Source organism: Streptomyces sp. 71268, assembly GCF_029392895.1.
Taxonomy (GTDB): domain Bacteria; phylum Actinomycetota; class Actinomycetes; order Streptomycetales; family Streptomycetaceae; genus Streptomyces.
In genome coordinates this window covers 3073180-3089079 of sequence record NZ_CP114200.1, presented here as the reverse complement: position 1 = coordinate 3089079, position 15900 = coordinate 3073180, and the positions used below count along the sequence as shown (strand labels likewise).

Genomic DNA, 15900 nt, shown 5'->3' with positions numbered 1-15900 from the left:
GCGCCGGGGCGGTCAACAACGCGCCGGGCGCCAGGGGTTGCACCGTACTGAGCGTTCGTGTTCGATGCGTGCACCGCCAGTTCCGTGAGCCAGAGGGGGAGGAACTCACCGTGACGGCGTGTCTTCCTGCCTGGTCCGCGGTGCGCCGCCTGGCTTCGGCCTCTCGACGCACGGCGCTCCTGCTGTGCGCCCTCGGCGGCTTCGTCGCGCTGGCGAGCGTTTTCGCGGGACAGGCGCACGCCAACGGTTCGCAGGACGGCGGGCGCCAGGCGCGCGCCGACCGGCCGGTGTCACAGGGCGAGCGGGCGGCGAAGGGCGCGAAGGCCACGTCGGCGGGCCCGGCCCGATCGGCCACGACGGCCGGCAAGGACACGACTGTTCACGGCGCCCGGGCGGCGGGCGGGGCGAAGGCCAAGAAGCGCACCGGGGCCGCGCCCCGCACCGAGGCGGCCACGTCCACGCCCGGGGGCCAGCACGGCGGCCGGCAGGCCGCCGGCGACCGTAAAGCCGGCAAGGCCACCGCACAGCACGGCCCCAGCCAGCCCGACCAGGCCAAGCGCCAGGGCGAGGCCAAGGGCAAAGCCAAGGGCAAGAACGCGCACGCGAAGGCCAAGCAGACACCGCGCGAGGCCGCGCACGCGACGTCCGGTGACAAGGCCCACGGCGGCAAGGGCAAGGGCAAGGGTAAGGCCCATGGCGACGGCCCCGGTAAGGCCCACGGCGGCAAGGGACACAGCAAGGGCAAGGGGCACAGCAAGGGCAAGGACCGTGGCGATGGCCCCGGCAAGGCCCATGGCGGCAAGGGCGAGGGCAAGAGGCAGGGCAAGGGCAAGGCCCACGGCGACGGCCCCGGCGAGGTCCACGGCGGCAAGGGACACAGCAAGGGCAAGGGGCACGGCAAGGGCAAGGACCGTGGCGATGGCCCCGGCAAGGCCCATGGCGGCAAGGGCGAGGGCAAGGGCAAGGCCCACGGTGACGGCCCCGGTAAGGCCCATGGCGGCAAGGGCGAAGGCAAGGAGCAGGGCAAGGGCACGGGCCCCGACGCGGGCAAGGGGCGTGGCGGGGACGCCGGGGGCCCGGGCGGCCACGGCAGGGGGCCGGGCGAGGGCGGCCAGGGGCGGCCCGGCGCGGATCTGCCTCCACCGGCACGTCTGCTCCCCGACGCGCTCGGCCCACAGACCGGCCCGCGCACGCCGCACACCCCCGCGAACCCGGAGCCGCCGGGCCGCTCCGAGCCACCGAACCGGCCGCACGAGCCAGGCACCGCGCCCCTGCCCACCCCGTCCGAGCGGCCCGCGCCGCCCGACTGCGCCGGCGACGGCGCGGACTGCGCGCGCCCCGGCCGGGGCGACGGACCGGGCCGGGAGCGTTCGACGGGTGCCCCGCTGCGGGGCGAGGGTCCGTTCGCCCGATACGGCGCCGCGAGCGTCCTCGTCGGCCCGCCGTCCGGCCCGGCCGGCGCGGTCCGTACGACCCTGGCCGCCGCGACCGCCGTCGGCGCCGAGCGTTCCGACGCCGACGCGTCGGACTGCGACACCGGGAACCGGCCGCACGGCGCGCCAGGGTGCGGCGGTCACCAGCACGCGCCCCAGGGGCCGTGCGGCTCGCCGGGCCCGATCGGCCCCACCGCGCCCGGTGGGCAGGGCGGTTGCGGCCACGGCGGCGACCAGAACACCAAGCGCGCCCTGGACAAGCACGACCTGCCGGCCACCGCCGCGCTGCACCCGCCGCGCACCGCGGACGGCCGACCGCGCGACACGGCCTCCCCGCTGCACACGCGCCCGCACGACGTCGTCGAACACCCCGGGTAGCACCGGCGCGCCCACCGGCGCGCCACCGCCACCCTTTCGTTCGAGACAGAGAGCACACGTCATGTTCAGTCGTGAGCGCATAGCGCCGTTCGCCGGAATGCCGTACGGGCTTCCGGGCCAGCCGCACCCCGCCCAACCGACCCCGGCCCAGCCACTGCCCCTCCGCGACCTCGACCGCCGCCCGGCCCACCGCGCCGGCGTGGCCCGCGCGGCGGCCCCGCTGGGGGTGGCGGCATGAAGATGACCGACCGGGAGATCATCGAGATCCTGGTGGCGTACGACGCCACCGAGAGCGTGTACTCCGCGGCGCGGATCGTGGGCTGCGACCCCAAGACCGTGCGCCGCTACGTGGCGGCCCGGGACGCCGGACGGCCGGTCACCGGCCCCTCCCGTCGGTCGCGGTTAGCTGACGCCTACGCCGAGAAGATCGAGGAGTGGGTGGACCGTTCCGAGGGGCACATCAGCGCCGTGCGGGCGCACGAGCGCCTGGTGCGGATGGGCTTCACCGGCAGCGAGCGCACCACGCGGCGGGTCGTCGCCGAGACCAAGAGCCGCTGGCAGAGCGGTAGTCGGCGGATCTTCCGGCCCTGGGTCACCGAGCCGGGCCTGTGGCTCCAGTGCGACTGGGGTCCGGGGCCCCTGGTGCCGGGTCCGGACGGCGAGCCCCGGCGCACCGCCCTGTTCTCGGCCTGGCTCGCCTGGTCGCGGTTCCGGGTGGTCGTCCCGTGCCGGGACCGCACGCTGGGCAGCCTCGTCTGCTGTCTGGACGCCACCCTCACGGCGCTCGGCGGCGCGCCGACGTACCTGCTCACCCGGTTGCGTCAGGACGGCGGCGCGCGTCACCCGGACGTGGTGGCCGTCGGGCGGCACTACGGCATGAAGGTGCGCACCTGCGTGCCGCACGACCCGGAGGGCGGCGGCACCCAGGCCGGCGTGCGCATCGCCGCGGCCGACCTGACCCCCACCGACGCCGACCTGCGCCCGGAGTACGCGTCCTTCGCCGAACTCCAGGCGGCCTGTCAGGAGTACGGGCAGTGGTTCAACGGCCAGGTGCGGCACTGGCAGGGCCAGCGTCCGGACGCCGGGCCGGAGGGCGAGGGCGAGCCGGAGGCCGAGCAGCGGCGGGCGCAGGCCCAGGCGGCCACCCCCGCCGAGCGGCTGCTGATCGAGCGCACCCGGCTGCACCCGCTGCCGCCAGCGCCCTGCGTCCTCGGGCTCGGCCAGCAGGCGACCGTCAGCGAGACGGACACGGTGGTGCACGACGGGACGCGGTACGCCGTACCGGGCTCGTTGACCGGCGCGCAGGTGTGGCTGCGCGCCGCGCGGGGTGAGCTGGCCGTCGTCGCCGACCTCGCCGCGCTGGCGCACCGCCCGGCGCACCTGGTCGGGGCCGACGGGTTGACGGAGGTCGCCCGCTACCGCACGCCGTCGCGCGGCTCCTCGCGCAACGGGACGCGGTAGCACCCCGTCCCGCTCGCGGGCGTGGCCGGCCGGGCCCTCGGGGTCCGGCCGGCCGGGGGGCCCGTCGACCGGTGTGCCGCGCGGTGTGCGCGGCGGCCGGTCGACGGGCCGCTGGGGCGCGTGCTAGCCGTTCTCCGCCATCCGGGCCACGCCGACGGGGCAGGAGACCCCCGTGCCGCCGATGCCGCAGTAACCGGTGGGGTTCTTGTCCAGGTACTGCTGGTGGTAGTCCTCCGCCGGGTAGAACGGGCCGGCGATCAGGATCTCGGTGGTGATGTCGCCGTACCCGGAGTCGGTGAGCACCGCCTGGTACGCGTCGCGGGACTCCAGCGCCGCCGAGACCTGCTCGTCGGAGTGCGCGTAGATCGCCGAGCGGTACTGCGTGCCCACGTCGTTGCCCTGGCGGAAGCCCTGGGTCGGGTCGTGGCCCTCCCAGAAGACCTTCAGCAGCGCCTCGTACGAGGTCTTGGCGGGGTCGAAGACCACGCGCACGACCTCGGTGTGCCCGGTCAGGCCGCTGCACACCTCCTCGTAGGTGGGGTTGACCGTCTGGCCGCCCTGATAGCCGGCGACGGTCGTCCACACGCCCGGGGTCTGCCAGAACTTGCGCTCGGCGCCCCAGAAGCAGCCGAGGCCGAAGTCGGCGACGACCAGGCCCTCCGGGTACGGGCCGAGCAGCGGGTTGCCCAGCACCGTGTGCCGCTCCGGGACGTCGTACGGCCGCTCGGGACGGCCCTTGAGCGTCTCGTCGGCGGACGGGAGCTGGTTCTTGAAACGACTGAACAGCATGGTCTCTCCAGGGGCAGACGATCGGCCGCTTCTCTCAACGTCTTGCGCCCCGCGTCCATTCCAGCCCGCGACGGGTCGGTCGCGGGGCGCCACCGATCCTCCCGGTGCGGCACGGGGCCGGGAGGGCGGCACGGGGCGGGGAGCGCGGTGCGGCGGTGCTCGGCCCGGCTACTGCGGCAGGGTCGCCGGCGTGCCGCCCGCGCCCTCCCAGCCGGCGACGGCCGTCGCGCGGTAGCTCGCGTACACCGCCGCCGGGTCCGGCCCGTACGACCACGGGACGGCGCCGACGTGGCCGTCCACCAGCCGGAGCTGGACGATGGCCTCCGCGTACCGCTCGGCGCGGACCAGGAACCAGATCAGCAGGTGCCGCACGTGCGGGGCCACCGGGTGGTCGGCCGGCGCGTGCAGCAGCGCGTACTGGGCGCCCTCGATGGCGCGGGTGACGACCACGCCGCGGTACAGGCCCTGCACCAGGTTGGCCTCCGGGAGGTGCTCGAAGACCGCGAACAGGGGTAGCGCCGGCAGCAGGCTCTTGTCCGGGGCCCCGGCCGCCGCCTGCTGCGCGAAGGCGTCGGCCAGCTCCTTGGAGCCGTGCCACTTCTCGCACCAGTAGTGCAGGGCGGCCAGGTGCGCGCCCATGTGCGCCGGCGCGCGGTCGCGGATCTTGGCCCACAGCTCCTCGAAGTCGGCCTGCCGGTAGCCGAGGCCGCGGGCGATGCCCAGCTCGACGAGGTAGGGGACCGGGTCGCCGGGGGCCAGCAGGGCGGCCTCGCCGCAGACCGTACGGGCCTCCTCCAGGATCATCGTGAAGTCCTCGGAGCCGGAGTCCCGCAGCGCCTGGCGGACCAGGAACTCCGCGTGCACCGCGGCGCCGCCCGGGTCCTTCGGCGCCTCGACCCGCCAGGTGCGCAGCCACACGCCGCCCTGCCCCGGGTTGGTCGCCAGCTCGTGCACGGCCGCGCCCGCCAGCGTCTGCACCCGCTGCCAGCGCAGCTCGGACGAGGCGTCGGTGTGCGCGAGCAGCCGCGAGACCGGCCGCCAGTCCTGGGAGCTGGCCACCTCGGCCAGCGTCGCGGCCAGCTCCTCGTCGGGACCCGGCAGCCGCACGTCGAGCCGCTCCACGGGCAGGAAGCCGTAGGCCCCGGGGTCGGCGACCCGCCGGGCGCCCGCCACCGCCTCGTTGCCGCCGCGCCGCCGGCGCAGCATCGGCACGATGACCATGCCGATCATGAGCAGGCCCATGAGGATGAAGAGAAACTCCATGATGCTGTCCCGTGTGCTGTCGTGGGAGCCGCGCCGAAACCGGCACGGCCCGTCAGTCCGCCGCCCCGCCGTCGCGCACGCCGCCCGCACCACGCCCGCGGGGCCACGCGCCGGGCGCGGCGCCGGAGCGCGGGCACCGGCGTCGGCCCGTGGCCGGCGTTGGCCCGCGTAACGGCCTTCGCCCTACAGCCTAAGCGCGCCGTAGGCGAGGAGGGGCGGCGCGGGCCCGGCGGTGAGCATTACCCTCGGCCCATGACTGACCAGGACCCTCAGCCGCACGTTTCCCAGAGCTTCGAGACGCTCGCCATCCACGCGGGGCAGGCCGCGGACCCGGCCACCGGCGCCGTCGTCCCGCCCATCTACCAGGTCTCCACCTACAAGCAGGACGGGGTGGGCGGGCTGCGAGGTGGATACGAGTACAGCCGATCCGCCAACCCGACCCGCACCGCGCTGGAGGAGAACCTGGCCGCGCTGGAGGGCGGCAGCCGGGGCCTCGCCTTCGCCTCCGGGCTCGCCGCCGAGGACACGCTGCTGCGCGCCCTGCTCGTGCCCGGCGACCACATCGTCATCCCGAACGACGCCTATGGCGGCACGTTCCGGCTGATCTCCAAGGTCATCGAGCGCTGGGGCGTGCAGTGGTCGGTCGCCGACACCTCCGACCCGGAGGCGGTACGCGCCGAGATCCGCCCGAACACCAAGCTGATCTGGGTCGAGACGCCCACCAACCCGCTGCTCGGCATCACCGACATCGCCGTCATCGCGGACATCGCCCGTACCGCCGGCGTCCGGCTGGTCGTGGACAACACCTTCGCCAGCCCGTACCTCCAGCAGCCGCTGGCCCTCGGCGCCGACGTCGTGGTGCACTCGACCACCAAGTACATGGGCGGCCACTCCGACGTCGTGGGCGGCGCGCTCATCACCGCCGACGCCGCGCTGGGCGAGGAGCTGGCCTACCACCAGAACGCGATGGGCGCGGTCGCCGGCCCGTTCGACGCCTGGCTGGTCATGCGGGGCACCAAGACGCTGGCCGTGCGCATGGACCGGCACAGCGCGAACGCGGAGCGGATCGCCGAACTCCTCACCTCGCACCCGAAGGTCGCCCAGGTCTACTACCCGGGTCTGCCCGAGCACCCGGGGCACGAGATCGCCGCCAAGCAGATGCGTTCCTTCGGCGGCATGGTCTCCTTCCGCGCGGCGGGCGGCGAGCAGGCCGCGATCGACATCTGCAACCGGGCGGAACTGTTCACCCTCGGCGAGTCGCTCGGCGGCGTCGAGTCGCTCATCGAGCACCCGGGCCGGATGACGCACGCGTCGGCGGCCGGCTCCGCCCTTGAGGTGCCGTCCGACCTGATCCGCCTCTCGGTCGGCATCGAGTCCGCCGACGACCTGATCGCGGACCTGAACCAGGCGCTGGGCTAACCGGCCACGCGCGGCGCCGGGCCCGGCCGCCGGGCCGGGCTGGGCTCGACCTGGCCGGGTCGCTCCGGGCTGACCTGGGCTCGGCGCCGCGCCGTGCGGCCCCGGCGCCGCGCCGTACGGCCCAGGCCAGGGCGGCGCTCTGGCCGGCGTCCCGGCCAGCCGGGGCTACCAGCCGCCGAGGGGTGGCGTCGTCGAGGGGGGCGGCGGGGACCAGGGCTCGGTCAGGGCGGCCCACACCGTGACCGCGAACAGGACCGCCAGCAGCACGCCCCAGGTCACCAGGTAGGCGACCCGGCGCCGGCGCAGCGCCCGCCGGCCACGGGCGGCGGCCCGGTCGGCCAGGTCCCACGGCACCGCCGGCCGAGGCTGCGTCTCCAGCATCCGCCGCACCTCGTCCTCCCCGCGGGCCCAGCCGCTCACGGCCCCCGCCCCCCGGCCGCGCGACCGCCGGGGGCGGCGCCGGCGCGCTGGTCGCGGGGGCGGTCGCGGTCCGGGTCACGGTCCCGGTCGTGGTCCCGGTCGTGGTCCGGGGCGCGTAGGGCCGCGACGGCCCGGGCGCACACGGCGCGCACCCGGTCGGGCGGCAGGCCCAGCGTGGCCGCGGTCACCTCCTCGGCCACCCCCTCATGCAGGCGCAACACCAGCACCAACCGTTCCCGTGGCGTGAGCGCCGCCAGCGGGCTGTGCCCGGGTGGACCCGGACGGCGGTGCCACCAGGCCGTGTGCGCGAAGCGGGCGGCGAGTTCCTGGCGGGTGCGCTCGTACGGGTCCTCGCCGCGCAACTGGTCCCAGCGCGCGTACGTGCCCGCCAGCGCGGCCGTGAGCAGCCGCTCGGCCACGGGGCACCGGTGCGGGGGCTCGGCGGTGAGCAGGGTCGCGACACGCAGCAGTCTGCCGCCCGCGCCCGCGACGAACGCCGCGAACTCCCGGGCCCGGCGCTCGTCCCTGGCTGCTCGCCGTTTCCCCACCGTGCCTCCCGTGTTCGCGAGAACACGACCCCTTCAGGACACGCCAGCGGGCCCGCCCGGTCAAGGGTCCGGCGGCCGGTTCGTGCGGCCTGCCAGGGGGCGCGCCTGGGGGCGCGGGGGCGTACGACGGCGTCGGCGCGAGCCCACGACACCCGCCGCGACCGGCGCGCGCGAGCCGGCGTACGGCCGTGGCGGACGGCGGTGTGGGCGACGTCTCGTCGCGGATTGCTCACATCGTGAGATGCCGGCCAACGGCCGCGCGTGGAATGGGACCATGGCATATGCCACAGGCATAGGTGCAGCGTATGGAGCGTGCGCCCGGCCCCCGCGACCGCCCACCCGAGCACACCGCACGAGCCGTACGCGGCGCCCGGCGGCGCCGCACGCGCCCGGCGGCGTCCGACCGTGCTCGACAGCGCCGGTGACGCGCGGGCGGGGAACGGCGACGGTGCCGCGCCGGTCGCAGTGCCCGAACGGGCAGGCGGCGCACGGCGCGACGGGCGAGCGGGCGCGCACGGGACGGCCAAGAGCGCGGGCAGGCGCGCGGGCGCGGTGGGGAGGAGCGCGGCGTGGGGGTGCGGGCCGGGGCGGGAGCCGCGCTGTCGCTGGCGCGGGAGCGGCCCTGGTCGGCGCGGAGCCGGGGCGCGGAGCGGAGGGGGCCGGATGGCGGCCCCTCCGGTGGGGGTGCCGACGCACGCCGTACGGCCCTCGGGGTGAGGCGGGCCGCAAGCCGCGGACGCGAGGTCAGAGCGCCGGTCGGTCCAAGCCCCGGTACGGGCCGGGACAAGCGCCGGTCAGGAGGGTGTTGCCAACTGCGGTGCGCCGTGGATCACCGAGAGCGCGGCGTTGAAACGGGTCAACAACGTGCAGAACTGGTCGCGTTCGTCAGCCGTCCAGTCCTCGGTGGCGATGGCCATCAGTTCCCGGCGGGACGAGCGCACCTCCTCCAGGCGGGCCTTGCCGCGCGGGGAGAGCTGCAGGACGACGGCGCGGCCGTCCTCGGGGTGCGAGGTGCGCTTGACCATGCCGGTGTCCACGAGGGGCGCGACTTGTCGGGTGACGGTGGACGAGTCGATGCCCATGCTCAGCGCGAGCTTCTTGACGCCCATCTCTCCTTCCTGGTCAAGCCGGTTGAGTAGGAGGTAGGCGGCGCGGTCCATCGAGTTGCGGGCCTGTCCGACGCCGCCGAGGCGGGTCTGTTCCGCGCGTCGGGCGAAGACCGCCACCTGGTGTTGGAGAGAGTCGAGGACGCCGGTCTCCTCCGGCGCCGGCCCGGGGGTCGTCCCCCGGGCCGTAGTCGCAGTCGTCATGTCCGAATGGGTGGGCATGGCCTGGGGCTCACTTCGTGCGGTGGTCTGAAGGATGGGGGACAGAGTACGCGGCCCCGGCGCCCCCCGTACCTGCCCTGCGCCAAGCAGTGCGAAGCGGGCCCGCTACGCCGGGTGGGGCGGGGTCAGCGCCGGCGGGATCGGGCGGACGCTGCGAGACTGGGCACCATGGCTGCACGCGTTGACGACGGGGCGGGCCCCGCACACCCGGGGGACGGCGAGGACGGCGCGCGGGAGGCGGCCGACGCGGTGACGCTGGAGGCCGTGCGCGCCGCGCAACGGACGCTGTCCGGCGTCGCCCGGGTCACCGCGCTGGAGGGCAGCCGGTTCCTGACCGATCTCCTTGCCGCACCGGCGCACCTGAAGTGCGAGAACCTCCAGCGCACCGGCTCGTTCAAGGTGCGCGGCGGATACGTGCGTATCGCCGGCCTCTCGGCGGCCGAACGCTCCGCCGGGGTGGTGGCGGCCAGTGCCGGCAACCACGCGCAGGGCGTCGCGCTCGCGGCGTCGCTGCTCGGCGTGGGCTCGACCGTGTTCATGCCGGAGGGCGCGCCCCTGCCCAAGGTCGCGGCGACCCGGGACTACGGCGCCGAGGTGCGGATGTGCGGCGACGTGGTGGACGAGACGCTGCGCGCGGCACAGGAGTACGCGCGGGAGAGCGGCGCGGTGTTCATCCACCCCTTCGACCACCCCGACATCATCGCCGGCCAGGGCACGGTGGGCCTGGAGATCCTGGAACAGTGCCCCGAGGTGCGCACCATCGTCGTGGGCATGGGTGGCGGTGGACTCGCGGCCGGCATCGCCGTCGCGGTCAAGGCGCTGCGGCCCGACGTGCGGGTGGTGGGCGTCCAGGCGGCGGGCTCCGCCGCGTTCCCGCCCTCGCTCGCGGCCGGGCGCCCGGTCGCGCTGGACGCGCCCACGACCATGGCCGACGGCATCAAGGTCGGCCGCCCCGGCGACCTGACGTTGCGTATCGTCAGCGAACTGGTCGACGAGATCCGTACGGTGACCGAGGACCAGCTCTCCAGCGCCCTGCTGTTGTGTCTGGAACGGGCGAAGCTCGTGGTGGAGCCGGCGGGCGCGAGTTCCGTCGCCGCCCTGCTCGCCGATCCGGGGGCCTTCGACGGGCCGGTGGTCGCGGTCCTGTCCGGCGGCAACGTTGACCCGCTGCTGATGCAGCGGGTCCTGCGTCACGGCATGGCCGCCGCCGGCCGCTACCTCTCGCTGCGACTGCGGCTCACCGACCACCCGGGCGCCCTCGCCTCGCTGTTGCGGGTGTTGTCAGAGGCGGACGCTAACGTGCTGGACGTGAGCCACGCCCGCACCAACCCGCGGCTCGGACTCACCGAAGTGGAGGTGGAGTTGCACCTGGAGACGAAGGGCCCGGGCCACCGTGACGAGGTCGCCGCCGCACTCCGCGCCGCGGGCTACACGATCTCGCCGTAACCGGTGCGCCCCGGCCGCGCGCACCGTCACCTGCCGCGCGCGGCCGGTCGTACGGCGGGAGGTTCCGTGCGAGCGGAGGTTCCGTGCGAGCGGGTGGGGCCGTGGCGCGGGCTGCCGTGAGATGGGTGGGGTCCCTGGTGCGCGTCGGGGTGGGCGGGTGTGAGGTGTCGGGTGGGAGGGGCACTCGGTCGGCATGGCCGTTGATGTGCCGTGCCGTGGCGGGGCCGTCGCCGGTGTGGAGCAGGGGCGGAGCGTCCGTCCGAGGGGCGGTCGGGCCCGCCGGCGCGCTCCGGCGTGCGGGGGCGGGGCGGCGGACGTACCGTGGAACTTTGGACGCGATACTGTCGCAAGTGTTGACGCGATATAACGTGTCTCACTATAACGGTGAGCACGCGACCCTCCTCGGACAGCGGGCGGGCGAGTGTCACGGCCCGGTCCCGTGGACCGGACAGCCCGGGGCGCGGCTGTCGTCACTTCCGCCCCACCGGCCCCCACGTCTCATCGCAGTCACCGATCGAAGAACCAGCCACCCTGGGAGAACCTCATGCCAGGTGCCATCTACGCCGAAGGTCTGGTCAAGACCTTCGGCAAGGTAAGGGCTCTGGACGGCGTCGACCTCGACGTACCCGAAGGAACCGTGCTCGGCCTGCTCGGCCCGAACGGCGCGGGCAAGACCACCGCGGTCCGCGTGCTCACCACCCTGCTGCGGCCGGACAGCGGCAAGGCCGTCGTCGCGGGCATCGACGTGCTCAAGCACCCCAACGACGTACGGCACGTCATCGGCCTCTCCGGCCAGTTCGCCGCGGTCGACGAGTACCTGACGGGCCGTGAGAACCTGCGGATGGTCGGCCAGCTCTACCAGTTGAGCTCGCGCGACGCGAAGAAGCGGGCGGCCGAGCTGTTGGAGCGCTTCAACCTCACCGAGGCGGCCGACCGCACCGCCAAGACGTACTCGGGCGGCATGCGGCGGCGCCTCGACCTCGCGGCGGCCCTGGTCGTCAGCCCGCCCGTGATGTTCATGGACGAGCCGACCACCGGCCTCGACCCGCGCAACCGGCAGGCGCTGTGGGGGATCATGCAGGAACTGGTGGCCGGCGGCACCACGCTGCTGCTGACCACGCAGTACCTGGAGGAGGCCGACCAACTGGCGCACGACATCTGCGTCGTCGACCACGGCCGTGTCATCGCGCGCGGCACCTCCGACCAGCTCAAGGCGCAGACCGGCGGCGAGCGGGTCGAGGTCGTCGTGCACGACCGGGACCACCTCGCGACGGCCACCGAGGTGCTGCGCGGCTTCGGCAAGGGCGGCACCAGCGTCGAGAGCCACACCCGCAAGGTCACCGTCCCGGTCACCGGCGGCGCCAAGCTGCTGGCCGAGGTGATCCGCGAGCTGGACGCCCGCGGCATCGAGATAGACGACATCGGCCTGCGCCGCCCCACCCTGGACGACGTGTTCATCTCCCTCACCGGCCACGCGGCCGAGCGGGAGGCGGAGTCGGACGGCGCCCCCGAACAGGTCGGCGGCCCGGGCGCGACCACGAGCGACGGGGAGGTCGCGAAGTGAGCACCACCAGCACCAGCACGGTCCGCAAGGCGGTGCCCCCACCAGCCCGCGGCGGCCTCGTCCAGTCGGTGCGCGACTCCCTCGTCATCGCCAAGCGCAACCTGATCCGGATGACCCGGATTCCCGAGATCGTCCTCTTCGGCCTCATCCAGCCGATCATGTTCGTGGTGCTGTTCGCGTACGTCTTCGGCGGCGCCATCCCGGTCCCGGGTGAGCCCGGCAACGACGCCGCCGACTACCGCGAGTACCTGATGGCGGGCATCTTCGCGCAGACGGTGACGTTCGCCACGGCGGGCGCGGGCGCCGGCATCGCGGAGGACATGCACAAGGGACTCGTGGACCGGTTCCGCTCGCTGCCGATGTCGCGCGGCGCGGTCCTGACCGGACGCACCCTCGCCGACCTCGTACAGACCACGCTCACCGTGGTGGTGCTGGTCGTCGTCGCGCTGATCATCGGCTGGCGGGCGCACGAGGGCATCCCCAAGGCCGTCGGCGCGATCGCGCTGCTGCTGCTCCTCGGGTACGCCTTCTCGTGGATCGGCGCCCTGATCGGGCTGTCCGTACGGACCCCGGAGGCGGCCACCTCCGGCGGCCTGATCTGGCTCTTTCCGCTGACGTTCATCTCGAACGCGTTCGTGCCCACCGGCAACATGCCGACGTTCCTCCAGCACGTGGCGGACTGGAACCCGTTCAGCGCCACCGTGCTCGCCTGCCGCCAACTGTTCGGCAACCCGGACGGGCTGCCCTCGGGCGCCTGGCCGATGGAGCACCCGGTGCTCGCCTCGGTCCTGTGGTCGGTCGTGATCATCGCGGTCTTCCGCACCCTGGCGGTCCGCAAGTACCGCTCGGCCGCGAGCTGACCCCGACCGCGTCCGGACACCGGGCCGCACCCGGACGCCGGGCCCGTGTCCGGGCGCCGCGACCGGGCCGTGAACGACCGAACCCCCGACGCCGGGCGTCGGGGGTTTCGTCGTCGGGGCTGCCGCGGGCGGCGGCTCGAACACGTTGGGCCCGCGGCGCTCGTGTGGTCCCCGGGGCCCGGTCCGGTGCTACCGGTACGCGGGCCCGTCGCGGTGGCTCAGCCCTGGTAGGGCTTGGCCGCGAGGATCTTCACGGACGCGGTGCGACCGTTGGGCAGCTCGTACTGCGCCTCGTCGCCCACCTTCTTGCCGGTCACGCCCGTGCCGAGGGGGGACTGCGGGGAGTACGTCTCGATGTCCGCGCTCGCGTACTCGCGGGAGGCCATCAGGAAGGTCAGCGTGTCGTCGGGGTCGCCGTCGAACGCGATGGTGACGACCATGCCGGGCTCCACCACGCCGTCGTCCGCGGGGGCCTCGCCGACCTTCGCGTGCTGCAGGAGCTGCGTGAGCTGGCGTACGCGGAGCTCCTGCTTGCCCTGCTCTTCCTTGGCGGCGTGGTAGCCACCGTTCTCCCGCAGGTCACCCTCTTCTCGGGCGGCCTCGATCTTCTTCGCGATCTCGACACGTGCGGGACCCGACAGGTACTCCAGCTCGGCCTTGAGCTGGTTGTACGCCTCCTGGGTCAGCCAGGTGACGTTGTCGCTGGTCTGGGTCACAGGTGCTCCTCGTCGGTGCTGGGGGAATACAAATGAACGCCCTCCTTCAAAGGGTGCGCCTTCAAAGGTGGGCGAAACCACGAGCCTAACAATTCCGCGCGGAAACGGGGAGGAGGGAAGGGACTGAACGCGTAGGAAACACGTCAGAAAGGGGGTAGATCGGGGTGTTACTGGCCGGCCGACCCACTGCCGGACCCGCCCCACGGCCCTCGACACCCCTCGACCCCGCTGAGCCGGAGCCACGACCTCGGCACCCCTGAGCCACCCGGCGCCCCTGAGCCCGTCCGGAGACCGTCCCGGCCGGCTACGGGTCGTACGGCGCCGACGTGAGGCCCGGGCCCACGAGCCCTCCGTGGGCGACGCGGTCGGCGAACCCGCCGTGCCGCCCGGGTGTCCCGGTCAGCCGTCGGACGCCTTGCACTCGACCACCGTGGCCGTGGTCGCCCGCTTCGTCGTACGCACCGTGACCACCTCGTCCACCTGCTTCTGCCGCTGGTCGAACGTGAAGTCCTTGCGGCCGACCTCGGAGCCGTCCTCGGCCTGCGAGCGCACGGTGCACACGCCCGTGCTGTCCCGGTCCTTGCGCACCTCCAGGTGCACCTCGATGGCGTTCTCCGAGACCGCCTTGAAGGCGATAACCCGTCCGCTGACCTCCTGGTCGGCCACGTAACCGAACCCGGCCCAGGCCACCACGCCCAACAGGCCGGCCCCGAGCACGGCACCGACGATCTTCAGCTTGCGATCCGCGCGCTCATCAGCGGAGCGCCCGTAGCGCTCGTCCGGCCGGGCGTCGCGCACCGTCGCCATGATCATTCCTCCTGGTCAGCCCGCTGGTTGAAAACTCGGAATTATTCCAGCCCAGCTTGGGTCACTATAGGAGGCGTCTTCTTTGACCAAGGACTGAGGATCGAGTCTTGACTGAGCAGCTACGACTGATGGCCGTTCACGCTCACCCCGACGACGAGTCGAGCAAGGGTGCGGCCACCATGGCCAAGTACGTGTCCGAGGGGGTGGACGTGCTGGTCGCCACCTGCACTGGTGGTGAGCGAGGCTCCATCCTCAACCCGAAACTCCAGGGCGACCCCTACATCGAGGCGAACATCCACGAGGTGCGCGCCAAGGAGATGGACGAGGCGCGCGAGATCCTGGGCGTCAAGCAGGAGTGGCTGGGCTTCGTGGACTCCGGGCTGCCCGAGGGCGACCCGCTGCCCCCGCTGCCCGAGGGCTGCTTCGCCGTGCAGGACGTCGACGAGGCGGCCGGCGCGCTGGTGAAGCTCATCCGCTCGTTCAAGCCGCAGGTGATCACCACCTACGACGAGAACGGCGGGTACCCGCACCCCGACCACATCATGACCCACAAGATCAGCATGGTGGCGTTCGACGCCGCTGGCGACCCCTCCAGGTACCCGGAGGCCGGCGAGCCCTGGCAGCCGCTGAAGCTCTACTACAACCAGGGCTTCAACCGCCCGCGCACCGTCGCGCTGCACGAGGCGCTCCTCGCACGCGGCCTGGAGTCGCCGTACGGGGAGTGGCTGGAGCGCTGGAAGGAGTTCCAGAAGCGCGACCGCGAGCTGACCACCTACGTGCCCTGCGGCGAGTTCTTCGAGATCCGCGACAAGGCACTGATCGCGCACCGCACCCAGATCGACCCCGACGGCGGTTGGTTCCGGGTCCCGATGGAGATCCAGAAGGAGGTCTGGCCCACGGAGGAGTACGAGCTGGCGAAGTCGCGGGTGGCGACATCCCTCCCCGAGGACGACCTCTTCGCGGGCATCCGCAACAATTGACAGCATGATGACCGCGACTAGCACCCTCGCCCTGACCCACGCGTCTCCGGTGTTCGAGCTCGCCAAGGAAGTGGATGACAACAAGGTCACCCCTGGCGTCCTCGGCTTCATCGTCTTCGCGGTCATCGGCGTTGCCGTGTGGATGCTCATGAAGTCAATGAACAAGCACATGAAGAAGGTCGACTTCGAAGAAGCGCCTTCTGCCGGAGATCAGGGCTCTGACCAGCGCGAACGCGCGGCAACGGGTCGATAGCGGGCCCACGGTGAGCGCGCCACCCCCGCGGGGAACCCCGTTCCCCCGGCGGTAACCCGGGCGCGCTCACCCGTGATCGTCTCCCATCCCGCCCCCACGCCGCCCCGCGCGCGGCCTCCCGTGCGGCTACCCACGCGCGGCACGTCGTCCGCCCGTCCGCGCCCACCGTCGTCGGCCACGGCCACGGGCCACGGCTACGGGCACCGCTACGGGCACGGGCCACGGCTACGGGCAC

At 73.8% G+C, this 15900-nt stretch carries 16 protein-coding genes; 9 read left to right on the top strand and 7 right to left on the bottom strand.

The annotated features are described in order from the left end of the window. Positions 1-110: 110 nt before the first annotated feature. The 3 genes from OYE22_RS11510 to OYE22_RS11500 all read left to right on the top strand — a co-directional run bounded on the left by OYE22_RS11510 (position 111) and on the right by OYE22_RS11500 (position 3272). Positions 111-1811: a hypothetical protein gene (locus OYE22_RS11510; RefSeq protein ID WP_277320332.1), complete on the top strand. Its 1701-nt coding sequence runs from the start codon at positions 111-113 to the stop codon at positions 1809-1811. A 61-nt stretch (positions 1812-1872) separates the two neighbouring features. Then, positions 1873-2049: a hypothetical protein gene (locus OYE22_RS11505; protein WP_277320331.1), complete on the top strand. Its 177-nt coding sequence runs from the start codon at positions 1873-1875 to the stop codon at positions 2047-2049. Further along, entirely contained in the window at positions 2046-3272 is a 1227-nt protein-coding gene (locus OYE22_RS11500; protein WP_277320330.1) for an IS21 family transposase, read from the top strand. Before OYE22_RS11505 ends, OYE22_RS11500 begins: the two co-directional genes overlap by 4 nt. Positions 3273-3395: 123 nt before the next feature. Here OYE22_RS11500 and msrA read toward each other — a convergent pair whose 3' ends face one another. Together msrA and OYE22_RS11490 are read right to left on the bottom strand one after the other, a co-directional pair. After that, positions 3396-4061 carry a peptide-methionine (S)-S-oxide reductase MsrA gene (msrA, locus tag OYE22_RS11495; RefSeq protein WP_277320329.1) on the bottom strand — a complete coding sequence of 222 codons (666 nt, stop codon included), beginning with the start codon at positions 4059-4061 and terminating at the stop codon, positions 3396-3398. A gap of 168 nt (positions 4062-4229) precedes the next feature. Then, complete coding sequence (locus tag OYE22_RS11490) at positions 4230-5324, bottom strand: hypothetical protein (protein WP_277320328.1); 1095 nt, start codon at positions 5322-5324, stop codon at positions 4230-4232. A 252-nt stretch (positions 5325-5576) separates the two neighbouring features. Here OYE22_RS11490 and OYE22_RS11485 point away from each other — a divergent pair, with 252 nt between their 5' ends. After that, positions 5577-6743 (top strand): cystathionine gamma-synthase, encoded by a 1167-nt coding sequence (locus OYE22_RS11485; protein WP_277320327.1) that lies wholly within the window; start codon positions 5577-5579, stop codon positions 6741-6743. A gap of 165 nt (positions 6744-6908) precedes the next feature. On the opposite strand, the gene OYE22_RS11480 is transcribed toward OYE22_RS11485, so the two are convergent. The 3 genes from OYE22_RS11480 to OYE22_RS11470 all read right to left on the bottom strand — a co-directional run bounded on the left by OYE22_RS11480 (position 6909) and on the right by OYE22_RS11470 (position 9021). Then, positions 6909-7124 carry a hypothetical protein gene (locus OYE22_RS11480; RefSeq protein ID WP_277320326.1) on the bottom strand — a complete coding sequence of 72 codons (216 nt, stop codon included), beginning with the start codon at positions 7122-7124 and terminating at the stop codon, positions 6909-6911. Between the two features lie 35 nt (positions 7125-7159). Then, positions 7160-7711: a sigma factor-like helix-turn-helix DNA-binding protein gene (locus OYE22_RS11475; RefSeq protein WP_277320325.1), complete on the bottom strand. Its 552-nt coding sequence runs from the start codon at positions 7709-7711 to the stop codon at positions 7160-7162. 794 nt (positions 7712-8505) lie between these two features. After that, the gene (locus tag OYE22_RS11470) at positions 8506-9021 is read right to left on the bottom strand and encodes a MarR family transcriptional regulator (RefSeq protein WP_232109803.1); all 516 of its coding nucleotides are present in this window, start codon (positions 9019-9021) and stop codon (positions 8506-8508) included. A 186-nt stretch (positions 9022-9207) separates the two neighbouring features. On the opposite strand from OYE22_RS11470, the gene ilvA reads away from it, so the two are divergent. The 3 genes from ilvA (at position 9208) to OYE22_RS11455 (ending at position 12909) form a co-directional block, all read left to right on the top strand. Then, positions 9208-10485, top strand: coding sequence for a threonine ammonia-lyase (gene ilvA, locus OYE22_RS11465; RefSeq protein ID WP_277320324.1), 1278 nt, complete (start codon positions 9208-9210; stop codon positions 10483-10485). Between the two features lie 544 nt (positions 10486-11029). After that, positions 11030-12049, top strand: coding sequence for an ATP-binding cassette domain-containing protein (locus OYE22_RS11460; RefSeq protein WP_277320323.1), 1020 nt, complete (start codon positions 11030-11032; stop codon positions 12047-12049). Next, the gene (locus OYE22_RS11455; RefSeq protein WP_277320322.1) at positions 12046-12909 is read left to right on the top strand and encodes an ABC transporter permease; all 864 of its coding nucleotides are present in this window, start codon (positions 12046-12048) and stop codon (positions 12907-12909) included. The genes OYE22_RS11460 and OYE22_RS11455 overlap by 4 nt, the downstream gene beginning before the upstream one ends. Positions 12910-13127: 218 nt before the next feature. Here OYE22_RS11455 and greA read toward each other — a convergent pair whose 3' ends face one another. Both greA and OYE22_RS11445 read right to left on the bottom strand, forming a co-directional pair. Further along, positions 13128-13625: a transcription elongation factor GreA gene (gene greA, locus OYE22_RS11450; RefSeq protein WP_277320321.1), complete on the bottom strand. Its 498-nt coding sequence runs from the start codon at positions 13623-13625 to the stop codon at positions 13128-13130. A gap of 399 nt (positions 13626-14024) precedes the next feature. Further along, a complete protein-coding gene (locus OYE22_RS11445) occupies positions 14025-14432 on the bottom strand; it encodes a DUF4307 domain-containing protein (protein ID WP_277320320.1) in 408 nt (135 codons plus the stop codon). Positions 14433-14539: 107 nt separating this feature from the next. On the opposite strand from OYE22_RS11445, the gene mca reads away from it, so the two are divergent. Then, positions 14540-15412 (top strand): mycothiol conjugate amidase Mca, encoded by an 873-nt coding sequence (mca, locus tag OYE22_RS11440; RefSeq protein WP_277320319.1) that lies wholly within the window; start codon positions 14540-14542, stop codon positions 15410-15412. A 4-nt stretch (positions 15413-15416) separates the two neighbouring features. Beyond that, positions 15417-15665 (top strand): hypothetical protein, encoded by a 249-nt coding sequence (locus OYE22_RS11435; RefSeq protein WP_277320318.1) that lies wholly within the window; start codon positions 15417-15419, stop codon positions 15663-15665. Positions 15666-15900 lie beyond the last annotated feature (235 nt).

Excerpts from the sequence above, each read along its gene's own strand:
- OYE22_RS11445 (WP_277320320.1), bottom strand. The coding sequence starts at position 14,432 with ATGGCGACGGTGCGCGACGCCCGGCCGGACGAGCGCTACGGGCGCTCC.
- OYE22_RS11460 (WP_277320323.1), top strand. The coding sequence starts at position 11,030 with ATGCCAGGTGCCATCTACGCCGAAGGTCTGGTCAAGACCTTCGGCAAG.
- OYE22_RS11490 (WP_277320328.1), bottom strand. The coding sequence starts at position 5,324 with ATGGAGTTTCTCTTCATCCTCATGGGCCTGCTCATGATCGGCATGGTC.
- OYE22_RS11500 (WP_277320330.1), top strand. The coding sequence starts at position 2,046 with ATGAAGATGACCGACCGGGAGATCATCGAGATCCTGGTGGCGTACGAC.
- ilvA (WP_277320324.1), top strand. The coding sequence starts at position 9,208 with ATGGCTGCACGCGTTGACGACGGGGCGGGCCCCGCACACCCGGGGGAC.
- OYE22_RS11470 (WP_232109803.1), bottom strand. The coding sequence starts at position 9,021 with ATGACGACTGCGACTACGGCCCGGGGGACGACCCCCGGGCCGGCGCCG.
- OYE22_RS11435 (WP_277320318.1), top strand. The coding sequence starts at position 15,417 with ATGATGACCGCGACTAGCACCCTCGCCCTGACCCACGCGTCTCCGGTG.
- msrA (WP_277320329.1), bottom strand. The coding sequence starts at position 4,061 with ATGCTGTTCAGTCGTTTCAAGAACCAGCTCCCGTCCGCCGACGAGACG.
- OYE22_RS11480 (WP_277320326.1), bottom strand. The coding sequence starts at position 7,124 with ATGCTGGAGACGCAGCCTCGGCCGGCGGTGCCGTGGGACCTGGCCGAC.
- OYE22_RS11485 (WP_277320327.1), top strand. The coding sequence starts at position 5,577 with ATGACTGACCAGGACCCTCAGCCGCACGTTTCCCAGAGCTTCGAGACG.
- OYE22_RS11505 (WP_277320331.1), top strand. The coding sequence starts at position 1,873 with ATGTTCAGTCGTGAGCGCATAGCGCCGTTCGCCGGAATGCCGTACGGG.